This is a genomic window from [Enterobacter] lignolyticus SCF1 (assembly GCF_000164865.1).
GTDB classification, from domain to species: Bacteria; Pseudomonadota; Gammaproteobacteria; order Enterobacterales; family Enterobacteriaceae; genus Enterobacter_B; species Enterobacter_B lignolyticus.
Genome location: NC_014618.1, coordinates 936,997 through 953,871, shown reverse-complemented (window position 1 = coordinate 953,871; position 16,875 = coordinate 936,997). Strand labels below are relative to the sequence as shown.

Genomic DNA, 16,875 nt, shown 5'->3' with positions numbered 1-16,875 from the left:
ATAAAAGGGTAAACATTCCTTAGATCTACGATTTTTGCGCGGCGGGCTGCAGCCGCTTTTGCAAAATTGTGACTTGCGCTCATGACAAAAACAGAATAAAAATACACTAATTTCGAATAATCATTCACTGAGAGGTTGTGCCGTGGTGAAGGAACGTAAAACAGAGCTGGTTGAAGGATTTCGTCACTCAGTTCCCTACATCAACGCCCATCGCGGGAAAACGTTTGTCATCATGCTCGGAGGCGAAGCCATCGAGCATGAAAACTTTTCCAGCATTGTCCATGATATAGGATTACTGCACAGCCTCGGCATACGTCTGGTGCTGGTGTACGGCGCGCGGCCGCAGATTGACGCCAATCTTGCCGAACACCATCACGAACCGATTTACCACAAGCATACCCGAGTGACCGACGCCAGAACCCTGGAGCTGGTTAAGCAGGCGGCCGGAACGCTGCAGCTGGATATCACCGCCCGTCTGTCGATGAGCCTGAACAACACGCCGCTGCAGGGCGCGCATATCAACGTTGTCAGCGGCAACTTTATCATCGCCCAACCGCTCGGCGTGGATGATGGCGTCGACTACTGCCACAGCGGACGTATTCGCCGCATCGATGAGGAAGCTATCCACCGCCAGCTCGACAGCGGCGCTATCGTACTGATGGGGCCGGTCGCCGTATCGGTGACCGGCGAAAGCTTTAACCTGACCTCGGAAGAAATCGCCACCCAGCTGGCCATCAAGCTGAAAGCGGAAAAAATGATCGGCTTTTGCTCGTCGCAGGGGGTGTGTAACGAAGAGGGGGAAATCGTCTCGGAGCTGTTCCCGAACGAAGCGCAGGCCAGAGTGGATGCGCTCGAAGCCGACGGCGACTACCACTCCGGTACGGTTCGCTTCCTGCGCGGCGCGGTCAAAGCCTGCCGCAGCGGCGTGCGCCGTAGCCACCTGATAAGCTATCAGGAAAACGGCGCGCTGCTGCAGGAGCTGTTCTCACGCGACGGTATCGGCACGCAGATCGTCATGGAAAGCGCCGAGCAGATCCGCCGCGCCAACATTAACGACATCGGCGGCATTCTTGAACTGATCCGCCCGCTGGAGCAGCAGGGGATTCTGGTGCGCCGCTCCCGCGAGCAGCTGGAGATGGAAATCGACAAGTTCACCATTATCCAGCGCGATAACCTGACCATCGCCTGCGCCGCCCTCTACCCCTTTCCGGAAGAGAGCATCGGCGAAATGGCCTGCGTGGCGGTGCACCCGGACTACCGCAGCTCGTCGCGCGGCGAGGTGCTGCTGCAGCGCATTGCCGCTCAGGCGAAACAGATGGGGCTCAGCAAGCTGTTCGTCCTGACGACCCGCAGCATCCACTGGTTCCAGGAGCGCGGCTTTACGCCAGTAGAGGTCGACCTGCTGCCGGAAAGTAAGAAAGAGATGTACAACTACCAGCGTAAGTCCAAAGTGCTGATGGCCGATTTAACCTGATATTCCGCCCCCCTCGCCTGCCGGTGAGGGGAATCTTATTCCTGACGGCCAAACAGCGCCGCCAGCCCGCTGCGCCGTTCGGTGCGCACGGTGATAGCCTGCGCCAGCAGTTTTTCATCCGCGTACATCGACAGCCGCGTTTTAGCGCGCGTGATGGCGGTATACACCAGCTCACGGGTCACCAGCGGCGTTGGCTGCGCGGGCAGGATCAGCGCCGCATGCGCAAACTCCGAGCCCTGGGACTTATGCACCGTCATGGCCCACGCGGTATCATGCTCCGGCAGGCGGCTCGGCTGCACGGACTTTATGCGGCCGTCCGGCATCGGAAACCACACCCGCAGCCCGCTGCCGCGCTCGAGCGCCACGCCAATATCGCCGTTGAATAACCCCAGCGCGCTGTCGTTGCGGGCGATCATGACCGGCCGTCCCTCATACCACGGCGAGTGCCGCAGCATGGCAATCTGCCGTTTTCGCGCCAGCAGCTGCTCAAACTGGGTATTGAGTCCGCTTACGCCATAGGGGCCTTCGCGCAGGGCGCACAGCAGCTGATAGTGACCAAACGCCGCCAGAATCGCCTCCGGCTCCGCCTTCGCTTTCAGCAGCTGCAGGTAGTCGTCATAGCCTGCCCGCGCGTCTTCCAGCATCGCCTCATACTCCGGCGCGGTGCGCAGGGCGCTCAGCGAAATATCGGTAAATCCGTGCCGAAATGCAGCGCGCATTGCCTCAGCGCGCCCCTCATTCACCGCTTTCGCCAGCTGGCCGATACCGGAGCTTTCGTCAAAGCGGTAGCTTTTTTGCAGCAGGCACAGGCTGTCGCGAAGCTGACCGGCCAGTTCGCCGCGTCCAGCCGGCACCGGCGTTCCGGTCAGACGGCTGAGCTCCAGCGCGCGCGCATGGGTGTAACCGTCGTTCACCCAGGCGCAGACGTCGCCCAGCACCGCGCCAGCTTCGACGGAGGCCAGCTGATCGCGATCGCCAAGAAAGATAACCCGGGCATGGGGCGGCAGCGCGTCAATCAGCCGCGCCATCATCGGCAGGTCAATCATGGAGGCCTCATCGACCACCAGCACATCGAGGTGCAGCGGGTTGCCCGCGTGATAGCGCATGCGCTGGCTGCCGGGCTGGGCGCCCAGCAGACGGTGCAGCGTCCCCGCCTCCGTCGGCAGCATCGCTTTTTGCTGTTCGGTCAGCGGCAGTTTGCGCAGCGCCGCGCCGAGCGACTCAGTCAGGCGCGCCGCCGCTTTGCCGGTTGGCGCGGCAAGGCGGATACGGCATCGCCGATCGCCGGACAGACGGATCAGCGCCGCCAGCAGCCTGGCGACGGTGGTGGTCTTACCCGTTCCCGGGCCGCCGGAAATCACCGAAATGCGCCGGGTCAGCGCCACCGCCGCCGCCACTTTCTGCCAGTCAACCTCATGGCTTGCCGGAAACAGATCCGCCAGCACCTGCGCTATCGTCGCCTCATCCGCCAGCGGCAGCGGCTGGGGCTGATTGAAAAAACGGGCGATCGCCTGTTCGCTGCGCCACATACGGTTGAGGTACAGGCGCCCCTCGTTGAGCACCATCGGCGCTGGCGTATCGCCGTCGCTTACCGCAGGCGACGCCTGCAGCTGGCGCAGCCGCTCATCCTCGCTCCCCGCCAGCGCAAACAGCTGCGGCCAGAGCGTCGGTGATTTCGTACCGCTCCAGGCCTCGGGGCGCAGGCGCGACAGCGGCAGGCACACGTGCCCTTCCCCGGCGTCATGGCTGAGCAGCGCGGCGGCCAGCATCACCGCCGGACCGTCGTTGTGCGCAACGGTCAGCGCAAACTGGACGTCAAGCGGGCGCAGCAGCTTCAGCTGCTGCGCTTCCATCAATAATGCGGCCAGCGCCATTACGCCACCTCCTGCGTCTGTCCGGCAAACAGCGCGTCGAGGCCGTCGACCAGCGCCTGCGATGGCCGGGTGGTAAAAATGCCCTGCCCGCTATCGCTGCCGTCCATCCCGCGCAGAAACAGGTAGATGACGCCGCCAAAATGACGTTCATAGTCATAGTCCGCCAGGCGGTGGCGCAGATAGCGATGCAGCGCAAGGCTGTAGAGCTGATACTGTAAATCGTAGCGGTGCGACTGCATCGCCTGTTCCATCGCCGGGCGGGTATAGGCCTCATGGCTCTCGCCCAGCCAGTTGGATTTGTAATCCAGCAGGTAGTAGCGTCCGTCATGGCGGAATACCAGGTCGATAAAGCCCTTCAGCATGCCGCTGACCCTGCGAAAATCGAGCGGCGGGCAGCCTGCGGACAGCGGATCATGGCGGCGAATCAGCGCATCCAGCTGCTGTGGCTCCAGCAATGACTCAATGGGCAGATAAAACTCCAGCTCCACCTGTTTGTCTTTGTCGCTCAACTGGCTTAGCGAAACGCCTGCGCCGGTCAGCGGCGTCTGCAGAATGCCCTCTAACCACTGCGTCAGCACCGGCGTCCACTGCCCGTCGAAGCCGTTACGCGCAAGTTTCTCCTGCACCCACTCGGCGGCAACCGGTTGAGTAAAGTCCATCTCTTCAAACAGGCTGTGCAGAAAGGTGCCCGGCGAGGCGCCGCGCGGGAACTGATGCGGCGTCAGCGCCGGCTCCGACGCGACGAGCCCTACCCCTGCGGCGTCAATATCCAGCCGCGGCAGCAGATCCTGCGCTACGCTATGGCCTCGCTGCTGCAGGCCGGAATAGCTGGTCACCCGCCAGTCATCGACAATACGCCGCCGCATATCGCGCGCCTGCAGCGCCGGCAGCGCGTCCGCCAGCGCCTGCCAGCGTCCTGCGTCCGGCAGTTCAGGGATGTACAGCGCGATATGCTCGTCGCACAGCGCGCGCAGGCACTGTTCCAGCCCGGCCGCATCTTTCGGTTCGCCGTTTTGCACCAGCCTGCCCAGCGCGCTCTGGTGCAGATCGGTCTCGGCGGCTTTATCGCTGCGCCGGGAGCTGAGCGGGGCTATCCCTAAGCTGCAGTGCCAGATGGCGCGGGTCAGCGCTACATAGAGCAGGCGAAGATCCTCCGCCAGGCGTTCGGCTTCCGCGAGCTCCAGGCTCTCCTGGCCGTTGTGCAAATCAAGCACGGCGGCAAAAGAGTCCCTGTCGTGGTAGAACGCCTGCTCCTGCTTGCGGTAATGGGCGATAAACGGCAGCCAGACCAGCGAATACTCAAGCCCTTTGGATTTATGGATAGTGACGATTTGCACCAGGTGCTTATCGCTTTCCAGCCGCATCTGCTGGCCGGAGGCGCCGTCATCCGGCCCGGCGATTTGCACCACCAGCCAGCGCACGAGGGCATGCTCGCTTTCCAGCTGCCCCGCCGCCTCCTGCAGCAGTTCGCTTATGTGCAGGATGTCGGTCAGGCGGCGCTCGCCGCCCTGGGTCGCCAGCAGGTTTTCGGCAATATGACGCGCACTCATCAGCGCGCGCAGCATGGCCATTACGCCCCGCTGCTGCCAGAGCTGGCGGTAGCCAGCAAACTCTTCAACCACATCATCCCAGGCCTGTTCGTCGAGGTTAAGCGCCTCAAGATCCCGGGCGGTGAGGCCGAACATGGCGGTCGCCAGCGCGCTGCGCAGCAGGCTCTCCCGCTCCGGCGCCAGCACCGCCTGCAGCACCCACAGCAGCTCCTGCGCTTCCGGCGTTGCAAACACGCTGTCGCGGTTAGAGAGGTAGACCGACGGAATCGCCAGCGCGTTGAGCGCATCGCGCACCAGCGAGGCCTCAAGACGGTTGCGCACCAGCACGGTGATGTCCGACGCCTGCACCGGCCGCGACGCGCTGTCCCGCCACAGCAGCGCCTCCCCGCGCTGCCCGGCGCTGAGCCAGTCGCGGATCTGCCCGGCGCACAGCTGCGCCATAAAGTGCTGATAATCGCCGACGCCAACGCCGTTGCCCGGCATCAGCCACAGGCTCATCGCCGGCTGGGTTTCCCCCTGCAACTCAAAGCGTAAGCCGTGATTTTTGGCGGCCGCGTTGACCGGCAGAAACGGGATCTCGCGAAACATAAACGGGTTTTCGGACAGGCCGAACAGCCTGTTGACGCTCTGCACTACGCCCGGCGCGGAACGCCAGTTGGTATCCAGCGTATAGTGGGCGGCGACATCGCCTCTGGCGCGCATGTAGGTGAAAATATCGGCGCCGCGAAAGGCGTAAATCGCCTGTTTCGGGTCGCCAATCAGCAGCAGCGCCGTCTCCGGCTGCTGGCGCCAGATGCGGCGGAAAATACGATACTGCTGCGGGTCGGTATCCTGGAATTCATCGATCATCGCCACCGGAAAACGGCTGCGGATCGCGCCCGCCAGCGCCTCGCCGCTCTCCCCCTGCAGCGCCTTATCCAGACGACTGAGCATGTCGTCAAAGCCAAGCTCGCCGCGGCGCTGCTTCTCGCGCGCCACCGCGTCGCGGATTTCGACCATCGCCCGGGAAATGACCAGATCGTCCAGAGACGGCGGCGCCGCCAGCAGCGCCTCAACCGCGTCAAACAGCGGATGGACGGGCGCTACGCCGCCCTCTTTGGTGCGCTCATATAAAAACGACTGCGAAAACTTCTCCAGCGCTTCCGGCAGCTGATAGCCGGTCGTCTCGTCACCGGCCCATTCGCCGATCTTATCGATCCATTTCCCCTGATTGCCGCGGTTGAACTTACGCCGGTCGATATCCGAACTTTCGAGGATAGCGACGATGTCGTCGACACTTGCCCGCCACTGCTGCTTGAACGCCGCGATCTGCGCCATATTCTGCTGATGGCGCGACGCCAGCGTCTCCTGGCTCATGGGGGTTTTAAGCTGCGGAGCCTCGCCCTGCAAATAGCGATCGATATCGCTGAGCAGCGCCTGCGGCCCCTTCCAGCGGGCGTGGATAATCTGCGCAATGTCGCGCGGCAGCGGGTAGCAGTGCCGACGCCAGAAGTCGGCGCAGGCCTGAAAGCGCAGCCGGGATTCATCCTCAATCAGCTGCTGCTCAAAAAGCATGCCGGATTCAAAGGCGTTGAGGCTCAGCATGCGCTGACAAAAACCGTGGATAGTAAAAACGGCGGCTTCATCCATCAGCCGTTCGGCCAGCAGCAGCGTTTGCGCCGCCTGCTGTTTATCGGGAATTTCCGCCAGCAGGCTGGCGTAGAGCGGGTTGTCGGTACTGTCGCGCAGGCAGGCTATCCGTAGCTCATGGATATTGCTGCGAATACGCCCGCGCAGCTCTTCGGTCGCCGCTTCGGTAAACGTCACCACCAGCAGCTCTTCGACGTTTACCGGGCGGGGAAAGGCGGCATCGCCGCCCAGGCCCAACAGCAGCCGCAGGTAGAGTGCGGCGATGGTATAGGTTTTTCCGGTGCCCGCAGAGGCTTCAATCAGGCGCTCGCCGGTTAGCGGCAGGCGCAGGGGATCTAAAGTCTCGGCGGTTGCGGTCATTCGTTCTCTCTCATCAGCGGCATGGATTGCTGCAACGCGCTGACGCTTTCCCAGACCTTCCAGCCCTGCGGGTGAACATACTCTGTTTTCCCGTTCTGGCTACCCGAGACCTGAGAGAGGATCGCCATGCCCTGCGGCTCCACCACCGTCTGATGGAAGAAATCGGCAAGCTTTTGCGGCGTCAGCAGTTTAATCTGAGCCACTACTTTATCACGTGAATCAAACTGCAGATTACCGCGATCGAAATCTTTGCTCAGCTGTGAGGCCTCTTCGCCGAGCGTCTGCGGCGGCTGCTGCATTTGCGTAATGACCGCCTGCTGGATCTGCGCGAACTCTTCGGGCTTCATCGCCCGCAGCTTCGCCTCAGCCGTCGGGAAGAAGGCTTTAAAGCGTTCCCACAGGAAGCCCGGCTGCTTATTGCTGCTTTGCAGCAGGAAGCCCATTCCCCACTGGCGTCCCACGCTCATCGGGAAGGCAAACACCGCGTAGCCGAGCTGCTCTTCCGTACGCAGCTGGGTGTAAAACCACGGCTGAATAATCTGCCCCAGCAGGCTGCTCGCCGCCGAGCTGCTGTATTCGTCCACGTTCGGCGGCGCGAATACGGCGGCCAGCGCGGAATCGCTGGTGCTGCCCGCTTTCTCAAAGATGACGGACTGCTTTTTATCCACCACCACGTCGCGGTTACGGCACCACTGCGTGCCGTTGGCGCCAAGCTGTTTTTGTACCTGGCGCGCAAGCGCCGTCGACTGTTCGGCGGTCATATTGCCCACCACCAGAAACTCCGGCCGCGCGCCCGCTTTCAGCTTATCCCGCCACTCAAGCACATCCCTAAGGGTAATGGACGGCAGCGTCGCCCGGCGCGCTTCGCGCTGGAAATAGGGCACCTGCGACAGCATCTGTACCGGCATGATCGCCTGATCGAACGCTTTGCCTTTATCGGCGGAGTCCAGCATCTGGGTGTACCAGGACTTCGCCTGCGCCAGCTGCTCGTCCGTCGGCTGATAGCTGAAGTACCCCTGCAGCAGCGCGTCAAACAGCTGCGGCAGGCGCTGGGTATAGCCGCTGGCGTTCACCATCAGGCCGTTATTCGCCCCGGTGGAGAAGCTAATGCCGCCCACCGCCGCCTGGTTGCTCAGCTGGTCAAGCGCGATCCCGGCCAGGTAGTCATTGAGCGCGAACAGCACCTGGCTGCGCGCGCTGTCCATTGCGTGAGGGTTGCGCAGCACCATCGTGACGTCGGCCTTCGGCTCGCTGGCGAAATAGCGGCTCGGGGTATACACCACGCGCAGCTGCGGCTCATCCACGATAAGCTGAGGATGCGCAGGCACCTTCTCCGCGTTAATCAGCGTAAAATCATCCGGGATATAGGGGTTCAGCGTCGGCAGCTGCAGCGCAATCGCGCTGGCCTGCTGCTGCCAGTCGGCAAAGGTCTGCTCGCTTATTTTATCGACCTGATACGGCGCCTCAACGAAATAGGCCGTCTTGTTATGCGGCTCTTTCGGGCTGATATACCAGATACGGGCGTTCTGCGGCGTCATCATCGCCAGGCGCGCTTTTACCGCTTGCGCGTCATACTGGTCAGCAATATTCACCGCATCGAGGGTGTGCTCCACCGGTACGCGGATCATGGTATCCGCCAGCCACTCGACGTAGTCCATATCGCGGTTGATGGACGGGTAGCGGAAATCGAGATCCAGCACGTGCGCCAGTTCGTCGAAATAGCGCTTATCAATCCCCTTTTCACGCAGCAGGTTGAGGTAGCTGAAAATCGCGGCCACCACCTGGTCACGGTTCGCCAGGCCTTTATCGGTCAGGGTCGCGGAGATGGCCAGCACCCCGCTGTTGCCGTTGACCACCGGGTCGGAGTCGGCGCGAATGCCTTCCGCCAGCCCCTGCTTTTGCAGCCAGTCGGAGAGCGTACCCGGACTGCGGTTGCCGATCATGTAGGTTACCAGCTCATCGGTTTTGCTGCGAAACTGCGCGGTGTTGTTATCGATACGAAACTCGACGCGCACCACCTTACGCGGCAGCGCGGGCACATAGTGAATGAGGATGCCCTTCTGCGCATCGGTCACTACCGGCACGTCTATCTGCGGACGGTCGATATTCTTATTCGGCACCCGGCCCCAGGTGCGTACCGCAATCTGCGCCAGCTCAGGCAGCGGCTTATTGCTGTAGATGACCGCTTTCATCAGGTTAGCGGAATAGTATTTATCGCGGAAAGCGACAAGCGACTCCAGCACCGGGCTGCCGGGTTTGTCGCTCAGCGTCTCCAGGTTGCCGCCGGAGAAGCGCGACGCCGGGTGCGCCGGGTTACTGGTTTCCGCGCTCACCTGCGCCATCCGCATACCGTCACGGCTGCGGGCCATCGTCAGCTCGGCGTTCACGGCATTGCGTTCGCGTTCGGCATACTTTTTATCCAGCAGCGGCTCGGCTATCGCATCGGCAAGACGGTCTACCGCCCCTTCCAGAGCGTTATTCTCCACTTCCAGATAAAACGCCGTACGGTAAGGCGCCGTGCTGGCATTATGGCTGCCGCCGTGCATCTTCAGGTATTCGGCAAGGCTGTCGGGCTGCGGATACTTCGTTGAGCCCATCAGCGTCATATGCTCAAGATAGTGCGCAAGGCCGGGGTGGCTGTCGGGATCTTCCAGCGAACCTACCGGCACCACCAGCGCCGACAGGGATTTTGCGGCCTGAGCATCGGACACAAGCAGAACCACCATGCCGTTATCAAGCGTAATGGCCTGATACTGGCGCGGATCTTTCTCGCTTTTGCGGATGGTTTCCTGAACCGGTTTCCATCCATCCTCTGCCTGACTTAAGGGTGCCCAAAGGGCAAAGATCGCTACGAAAACAATATTTAACCAGGTGCTGCGGGGCATTCACGGACCTCATCATTAACAAACTTCTCTGCGTTCTGCGCCAGGCAGTACCGCTTATGACACATCAGTCCGTGACAAGTTGCGCATCATAATGGAATCCCTTCATTTGCGCAATTTTTATACAACGGTTATGGCTGATGGAAACGAAGCACCGGCAGCAGGTACTTTGCCGTCTGCTCGGTAATCGCTTCATACGTCTCTGGCTCCAGGGTACGCCACAGGCGCTGATACCAGATATCGTCCCCTTCGCCACGCTTCATCATGTTGCCTTCCCAGGCCTGCATGAATTTACCGCGCGCTTTTTGCTGCGTCGCGTCATCTCTTAAAATGACATTATTTTCAGGATCAAAACAGGCTTTTAACCACGCGCCGCCGCTTTCTGGCATAAATAGCAGCGGCTGCGTCATCCCCTGCCTGTAGCCCGCGACCAGCTGCGACAGATGCTGCATCGCCTCGTCGACAGACAGCGGCGGGAATCGCCAGGCCTCGTCTTTACGCAGCAGCAGGCGGCTTTCGCCGTGGCCGCCGCTGGCGCAATAGACCAGATGCTCAAGCCACAGCTGCATGCCCTGCGACATACTGACGAGCGACGGCCGCCAGCGCAGCAAACCATCCGACTGTACCTGCGACAGCCACCCGGTAATGTTGACACCGTCACATTGCAAATCAATTTCCATACTCTGCGCAGGCTGGCGCAGGGAGACAACGCGGTCCGCCAGCGCCTGCATTTCCCGGCACTGTTCATCCCAGGAGATATCGCCAAAGGCGCCGTAGGGCAGCTCGCCCGCCGCCCGGAAACGGCGGTGCATCGCTTCGGCGTCGCGCTGCTCCACCAGGGTATTCACCAGCTGCTGGTTCAGCTGATAGCGCGTTAATCCTTCCAGCACGAACGGCTCCATATCGGGAATATCGCTCTCTTCCAGACGGAAGTTCACCCGCAGGCGCATCTGGAAGAAGGCGCGCACCGGGTGCAGCCAGAAACGCTGCAGCTGCTCCAGCGGCAGCGCGTCAAACGGCTGCTCCGGCAGAGGCTGAATGAATTCGCCGTGGGCTTCCCCCTGCTGGCCCGCCGCGGCCAGCCACTCGCGGGCAAAGCTTTGCTCCTGCCCGCTACGGAAGTTGGCGGCATCGAACGGCATGCGGGTGTGCTGGTGCGTAATATGCGCTTTCACGCGTTGCTCGCTGTCGTCACAGTTCAGTGACTCATCGCCGCGCAGGCGGTGGCTCTGGCCGATATAATCCACCAGCTCCTGCACCAGTACCGACGGGTAGCGCTCGCTGTTGTCCTGAATCGAGCGACCGATATAGCTGATATAGAGCTTCTGCTCTGCGGACATCAGCGCTTCAAGGAACAGATAGCGGTCATCATCGCGGCGGCTGCGATCGCCGCGCACCGGTTTCTGACTCATGAGATCAAAGCCCAGCGGCGACAGGGCGCGCGGATAAACGCCGTCGTTCATGCCAAGCAGGCAAACCACCTTAAACGGGATCGAGCGCATCGGCATCAGGGTACAAATATTGACCGGCCCGGCGAGGAACCGCTGGCTGATACGCTCCTGGTCGAGGCGCTGTCCCAGCTCGTCGCGCAGCAAGGAGAGCGGTACCGCGTCGTGGTAGTGCGCCTCAACCCCCTGCTCAATAATCGCCTGCCACTGCTGCTCGATAAGCGTCAGCGCAGCTTCGGTATCCGGATCCGGCAGGAAGAAATCGTTAAGCATATCGCGGCACACCGGCAGCCATTGCGCCAGCGTTCGCGCCTGGGCCAGCGCGTGGCGCCAGCGGTTAAGCTGCATCAATAGCGACGCCAGATGCCCGACAAGCTCGGCAATCAGTCCGCTGGATTCATCGTAGGGCAGCACCGAGCACCACTCGCCCTGCTGGCTGTCCATCGCGTACCCCAGCAGCATGCGCGTCAGACCAAAGCGCCAGGTATGCTGTCCCGTGGCAGGAAGATCCCATTCGCGGACGTTGTCATCATCCATTCCCCAGCGCACGCCGGATTCGTTCACCCACTGGCGCAGGTAGCGCAGGCCGTCCTCATCGATCTCAAAACGCGCCGCCAGCACGGGAACATCCAGCAGTGCCAGCACATCCTCACTGGTAAAACGGCTATCGGGTAACGACAGCAGCGTGATAAACGCCTGCAGCGCCGGATGGGACTGCCGCGCCCGGCGGTCAGAGATGGCATACGGCAGGTAGCGGTCGCCCGAGGCGCTGCCGAAGACGGCCTGAATAAAGGGGCTGTAGCAGTCGATGTCCGCCACCATCACGATAATATCGCGCGGCGTCAGCGTGGGGTCGTCATCCAGCATGGCGAGCAGCCTGTCGTGCAGCACCTCGACCTCCCGCTGCGGGCTGTGGCACAGGTGTACCGTCAGGCTGCGATCGTTGGGGTCGAGCTCGCGCTTTTTGTCGCTGCGGGCGAACTCCTCGGCGGTGCGCCCGGCGATGGCGCTGTTTTGCAGCTCCAGGATATCGTACTGAAGATTGTGCAGCAGGGTGTCGGGCTCGATATCGACAAACGCGTCCAGCTCTTCATAGCGCTCCAGCCCGGCCAACAAATAGATATAGTCACGCCCCAGCTTGCCCCAGGAGGCCAGCATCGGGTTGCCGACATCCTGCTCGCCGTCCTCGTTGAAAAGGCCCGCCGCACATTCAGGGTCGCGAAACAGCGGCAGCTCGCGCGCGTCGCGATGGTGGCGGCGCTGGCGCGCCAGCAGCTTCGCCAGGAATGTGGGATCTTTAATATCCCCCCAGTAATAGCGACAGGGGTTGGTGAAGAGCACAAAGACGTCAATATGTTTGCCCAGCGCCTGCAGCGCCTGAAGGTAGACCGGCGGCAGCGCGGAAATCCCGCAGATAAACACACGCGGCGGCAGCCCGGCTGGCGGCCGCTCGCTGTTTTCCAGCGCGGCGATAAAGCGTTGATAAAGATTGGCGCGGTGCCATAGCGGCTGCCCCAGCGCCGCGGTCTGTTCAACCAGCGCTTTCCACAGCGGTGCCTGCCATGCCTGAGCCGCATCCAGCCCGTCAATACGCTCATCGTTTTCCCAGCGGGTAAGCCACTCCGGGCGATAGACCAGGTACTGGTCGTAGAGATCGGCCACGCGGGAGGCCAGTTGAAACAGCTTTCGCTTGTCGCTGTCGTCGTGCAGGTAGTGGCGCAGCAGCGTAAAGGCCTCGTCCTCAAGCATCGACGGCAGCAGGGTCATCAGCTTCCAGCCCATGCTTTGTTTGTTAAAAGCGCTCTCTTTTGGGATGTCCGGCAGCACGCGAACAAACATGTCCCAGATGAAGCTCGCCGGCAGCGGGAATTCAATATTAGCGGCAATACCGAAGCGCTTTGACAGCGTCATCTGCAGCCATTGCGCCATACCGGTGCTTTGCACCAGCACCATCTCAGGTTCAAAAGGGTCGTCGAGCCTGTCCCGCTCAACAATGAACTCCATTAATGCTTCCAGCACGTCCAGACGGTTGGAGTGGTAGACCCGTAACATAGTGGCTCCTGAGGCGATGCGTTAATCCTGGTGAATTCTCGGGCAATGCAGCCGTGACATTTGCCCCTGCCTGCCGGTCGGCGTAGCAATGGTAACCGTGATGCTGACACAACTTTGCCGGCTTGTCTGCACGCGGGTTTGGCGCCACCCCTCCGGTAACGCGTCAGACTGCATCAGCGTTTGCTCGCAGGCGTAGCGCCACAGCTGCCGGTACTGCTGCAACCCGGCCGCGCCGACGGCGAGGCTTTTCTGATAGCCTGCCAGCGCGCCGACCACCATGACCAGCAGTACGATGCTAAGCAGCGCCTCCGGCAGGCTGAAGCCCTGCTCATGCTTCAGGGAAGCTGACACTGAGCCTCCTCTCGCCGGGGGCAAAAATCACTCCAGCCGTGGGCATCAAAATGCGCCCGGCCATTCTGCACGCTGCCCGACCACCAGCGCAGCTGCTCGCCGCTCCCGGCCATCAGCAGCGCGGCATCATCGCTAAAAAGACGCAGGCACAGGCGCCCGGGCAAGGCGGCGACCTGACGGCACTGCTCCGGCGCCAGCCCGTCCCACGACTGCATGCGCCCCCATTCCAGCAGGGAATCCGCATTTGCGCCGTCGCGTAGCGCCTTTACCTCAAGGCCGACAAGGGACAGCTGCGCCTGATGCTGGCGGCTGAGCCCCTGCAGCGTCAGGCTGCCTAAGGCTAGCAGCAGCAGAACCATCAGCAGTGATGAAACGCCGCGCTGACGATTCACAGATTATGCCCCGTCACGTGATAACGCGCCTCAGCCCTCGTATCGTCTCGCGCCGCAAGCCGGGCGGCGAGCGAGACGGAAAGCACGGGCGGGTAGCCGGAAACGCTGCGCCGCTCCACGCTAAACGCGTCGACGGTAATGGCCTGCGGATCGGTCATTTTTTCCCAGCCTTTGCCGCTGCAGCTTAGCGCGCCGCGCAGCGTTTCCAGCGCGCCGTTTTGCAGACGAAAGCCGGTCACCTCCGCCGCCGATGTCGGGGTTTCCTCCCACACGCCGTTCGCATTGGCGTCCCAGCGTACCAGCACGCACTGCGTCTCAAGGTGCAGCGCCTCCCCCTGACACGTTCCCCGGCAGTAGCCCGCGCGCTGCAGCTGGCCCGATACCGCCTGCAGGCGCTGCCAGAGCTCCTCTTCCAGCGCCTGGCGCTGCGTCTGCCTGGCAATCGCCATCTGCAATGCGGGCAAAAAGCGGCTCGCGCCCATCAGCAGCACGCTGCTGATGGCCATAGCGATCAGCACTTCCAGCAATGAAAAACCCCGTTCGTCTACGGACACGTTTTGTCTCCCGCTTTTTCGCATATGCGCACACGCCCCCAGCCCGAGACAATCACGCTCCAGCTTCCGGCCGGGCTTTGCAGCTGAATATGCCCGGGCCAGGCGGTGTTTCTCAGGCCATAAAACCCGAGCGTCGGGGTGATATCCGTCACCGCGACTTCAGGCCACCCAGGGCGCAGGACAAAGACATCTGCCGGGCAGCCTTCCACTTCCCGGAACGTCGCCACCAGGCACCAGGCGCTTGCCGTTTGCTGCAACCGCAGCGTCCGGCTACGCCGGTAGGCGTTGGCATCGGCGCGCAGCCACAGCAGAAAATCGCGCACCTGATAGACGCTTTGCAGCAGCCGCTGCTGTTGCTGCCACGCCTGCCAGCCGTAGCTTCCCGTCGCGCCGAGAATCACCAGCAGCGCAACCGCCAGCAGGGTTTCAGTGAGGGTGTAACCCTGTTCTTTATTCATGGCGGGAGTATCGGCGCCTGCGCAACATCAGGCGAGAGGCGGTTTTCGGGATTACGGGAGTCGTTCAGAAAAGAAGGCGGTTATTGCAGGACGTTACACGTATTCAGGAAGCGGGCTTCAGAAAAAGTAAACCGGCCGCGGTGGGCCGGTTTACGTCGCAGGGGTTAAATCGCGACAGGCGCTTTAATCCCCGGGTGCGGGTCGTAGCCTTCAATCTCGAAATCGTCGAAACGGTAATCGAAGATAGACTCTGGCTTGCGTTTGATAACCAGCTTCGGCAGCGCGCGGGGCTCACGGCTCAGCTGCAGATGGGTTTGCTCCATGTGATTGCTGTACAGGTGGGTATCGCCGCCGGTCCAGACAAAATCGCCAACCTCAAGGCTGCACTGCTGCGCCATCATATGCACCAGCAGCGCGTAGCTGGCGATGTTGAACGGCAGGCCGAGGAACACATCGCAGGAGCGCTGGTACAGCTGGCAGGAGAGCTTGCCGTCCGCTACGTAGAACTGGAAAAAGGCATGGCACGGCGCCAGCGCCATTTTATCCAGCTCGCCCACGTTCCACGCCGAGACGATGATCCGGCGGGAGTCCGGGTCGTTTTTCAGCTGGTTGATGACCGTGGTGATCTGGTCGATGTGGCGTCCGTCCGGCGTTGGCCAGGCGCGCCACTGCTTGCCGTACACCGGCCCCAGATTGCCCTGCTCGTCGGCCCATTCATCCCAGATAGTGACGTTGTTTTCATGCAGATACGCCACGTTGGTGTCGCCCTTCAGGAACCACAGCAGTTCATGAATGATAGAGCGCAGGTGGCAGCGCTTGGTGGTGACCAGCGGAAAACCTTCCTGCAGGTTAAAGCGCATCTGGTGGCCAAAAATGGAGAGCGTGCCGGTACCGGTACGATCATTTTTCTGAGCGCCCTCGTCGAGCACCTTCTGCATCAGTTCGAGATACTGTTTCATACGTCCTCAGGAAACCTGTTGTTGCGGGCGACGACGGTACGCCCAGACCATCATAATAATCCCCGCCAGCACCATCGGAATGGAGAGAATTTGCCCCATGCTGATGTACTGCACCCACTCGCCGGTAAACTGCGCATCCGGCTGGCGGAAGAACTCGACGATGATGCGGAACAGACCGTAGCCAATCAGGAACAGGCCGGACACGGAGCCGGTCGGGCGCGGTTTGCGGATAAACAGGTTGAGAATGATAAACAGCACCACGCCTTCCAACGCCAGCTCATACAGCTGCGACGCGTGGCGCGGCAGGACGCCGTATTGATCGAACAGGGACTGCCATTCCGGATGCGACGGCAGCAGCGCCAGATCTTCCGCACGGGAGCCCGGGAACAGCATGGAGAAACGGAAGCTCGGGTCAACGCGCCCCCACAGTTCGCCGTTGATAAAGTTGCCAAGACGGCCGCAGCCGAGGCCAAACGGAATCAGCGGCGCAATGAAGTCGGAAACCTGGAAGAAGGTGCGCTTAGTGCGTCTGGCGAAGACTATCATCACCACGATAACGCCGATGAGCCCGCCGTGGAACGACATGCCGCCGTCCCAGACGCGGAACAGATAAAGCGGATCCTGCAGGAATACCGGGAAGTTATAGAACAGGACATAGCCGATGCGGCCGCCGAGGAACACCCCGAGGAACCCGGCATAGAGCAGGTTTTCAACTTCGTTTTTTGTCCAGCCACTGCCCGGACGGTTCGCCCGGCGGGTTGCGAGCCACATGGCAAAAACAAACCCCACCAGGTACATCAATCCGTACCAGTGGAGAGAAACCGGTCCAATGGAAAAAATCACCGGATCAAACTCCGGGAAACGCAGATAACCACTATTCATCTGTCACCAC

At 61.5% G+C, this 16,875-nt stretch carries 11 protein-coding genes; 1 reads left to right on the top strand and 10 read right to left on the bottom strand.

Translation table 11 applies throughout. The features are described from left to right. Positions 1 to 142 precede the first annotated feature (142 nt). Complete coding sequence (gene argA / locus ENTCL_RS04545; RefSeq protein ID WP_013364936.1) at positions 143 to 1,474, top strand: amino-acid N-acetyltransferase; 1,332 nt, start codon at positions 143 to 145, stop codon at positions 1,472 to 1,474. A 35-nt stretch (positions 1,475 to 1,509) separates the two neighbouring features. Here argA and recD read toward each other — a convergent pair whose 3' ends face one another. The 10 genes from recD to lgt all read right to left on the bottom strand — a co-directional run bounded on the left by recD (position 1,510) and on the right by lgt (position 16,865). Beyond that, on the bottom strand, positions 1,510 to 3,348 hold the full coding sequence (gene recD / locus ENTCL_RS04540; protein WP_013364935.1) for an exodeoxyribonuclease V subunit alpha: 1,839 nt from the start codon (positions 3,346 to 3,348) through the stop codon (positions 1,510 to 1,512). Continuing rightward, a complete protein-coding gene (gene recB, locus ENTCL_RS04535) occupies positions 3,348 to 6,887 on the bottom strand; it encodes an exodeoxyribonuclease V subunit beta (RefSeq protein ID WP_013364934.1) in 3,540 nt (1,179 codons plus the stop codon). The genes recD and recB overlap by 1 nt, the downstream gene beginning before the upstream one ends. After that, positions 6,884 to 9,772 carry a pitrilysin gene (gene ptrA, locus ENTCL_RS04530; RefSeq protein WP_013364933.1) on the bottom strand — a complete coding sequence of 963 codons (2,889 nt, stop codon included), beginning with the start codon at positions 9,770 to 9,772 and terminating at the stop codon, positions 6,884 to 6,886. The genes recB and ptrA overlap by 4 nt, the downstream gene beginning before the upstream one ends. A gap of 128 nt (positions 9,773 to 9,900) precedes the next feature. Next, positions 9,901 to 13,269, bottom strand: a complete 3,369-nt coding sequence (recC, locus tag ENTCL_RS04525; protein ID WP_013364932.1) for an exodeoxyribonuclease V subunit gamma — start codon at positions 13,267 to 13,269, stop codon at positions 9,901 to 9,903. Between the two features lie 21 nt (positions 13,270 to 13,290). Next, positions 13,291 to 13,620, bottom strand: coding sequence for a prepilin-type N-terminal cleavage/methylation domain-containing protein (locus ENTCL_RS04520; protein ID WP_013364931.1), 330 nt, complete (start codon positions 13,618 to 13,620; stop codon positions 13,291 to 13,293). Beyond that, positions 13,605 to 13,979: a DUF2509 family protein gene (locus ENTCL_RS04515; protein WP_420805091.1), complete on the bottom strand. Its 375-nt coding sequence runs from the start codon at positions 13,977 to 13,979 to the stop codon at positions 13,605 to 13,607. The genes ENTCL_RS04520 and ENTCL_RS04515 overlap by 16 nt, the downstream gene beginning before the upstream one ends. A gap of 29 nt (positions 13,980 to 14,008) precedes the next feature. After that, positions 14,009 to 14,566, bottom strand: a complete 558-nt coding sequence (locus tag ENTCL_RS04510) for a prepilin peptidase-dependent protein (protein WP_013364929.1) — start codon at positions 14,564 to 14,566, stop codon at positions 14,009 to 14,011. Further along, positions 14,557 to 15,024: a prepilin peptidase-dependent protein gene (locus ENTCL_RS04505; protein ID WP_013364928.1), complete on the bottom strand. Its 468-nt coding sequence runs from the start codon at positions 15,022 to 15,024 to the stop codon at positions 14,557 to 14,559. Before ENTCL_RS04505 ends, ENTCL_RS04510 begins: the two co-directional genes overlap by 10 nt. A 164-nt stretch (positions 15,025 to 15,188) precedes the next feature. Then, a complete protein-coding gene (thyA, locus tag ENTCL_RS04500; RefSeq protein ID WP_013364927.1) occupies positions 15,189 to 15,983 on the bottom strand; it encodes a thymidylate synthase in 795 nt (264 codons plus the stop codon). Between the two features lie 6 nt (positions 15,984 to 15,989). Continuing rightward, complete coding sequence (gene lgt, locus ENTCL_RS04495) at positions 15,990 to 16,865, bottom strand: prolipoprotein diacylglyceryl transferase (protein ID WP_013364926.1); 876 nt, start codon at positions 16,863 to 16,865, stop codon at positions 15,990 to 15,992. Positions 16,866 to 16,875: the final 10 nt, after the last annotated feature.

What these genes read in the sequence shown, in the direction of transcription:
- recD (WP_013364935.1), bottom strand. Translation starts at nt 3,348, where the DNA reads ATGGCGCTGGCCGCATTATTGATGGAAGCGCAGCAGCTGAAGCTGCTG.
- recB (WP_013364934.1), bottom strand. Translation starts at nt 6,887, where the DNA reads ATGACCGCAACCGCCGAGACTTTAGATCCCCTGCGCCTGCCGCTAACC.
- ptrA (WP_013364933.1), bottom strand. Translation starts at nt 9,772, where the DNA reads ATGCCCCGCAGCACCTGGTTAAATATTGTTTTCGTAGCGATCTTTGCC.
- recC (WP_013364932.1), bottom strand. Translation starts at nt 13,269, where the DNA reads ATGTTACGGGTCTACCACTCCAACCGTCTGGACGTGCTGGAAGCATTA.
- ENTCL_RS04515 (WP_420805091.1), bottom strand. Translation starts at nt 13,979, where the DNA reads ATGGTTCTGCTGCTGCTAGCCTTAGGCAGCCTGACGCTGCAGGGGCTC.
- ENTCL_RS04505 (WP_013364928.1), bottom strand. Translation starts at nt 15,024, where the DNA reads ATGAATAAAGAACAGGGTTACACCCTCACTGAAACCCTGCTGGCGGTT.
- thyA (WP_013364927.1), bottom strand. Translation starts at nt 15,983, where the DNA reads ATGAAACAGTATCTCGAACTGATGCAGAAGGTGCTCGACGAGGGCGCT.
- lgt (WP_013364926.1), bottom strand. Translation starts at nt 16,865, where the DNA reads ATGAATAGTGGTTATCTGCGTTTCCCGGAGTTTGATCCGGTGATTTTT.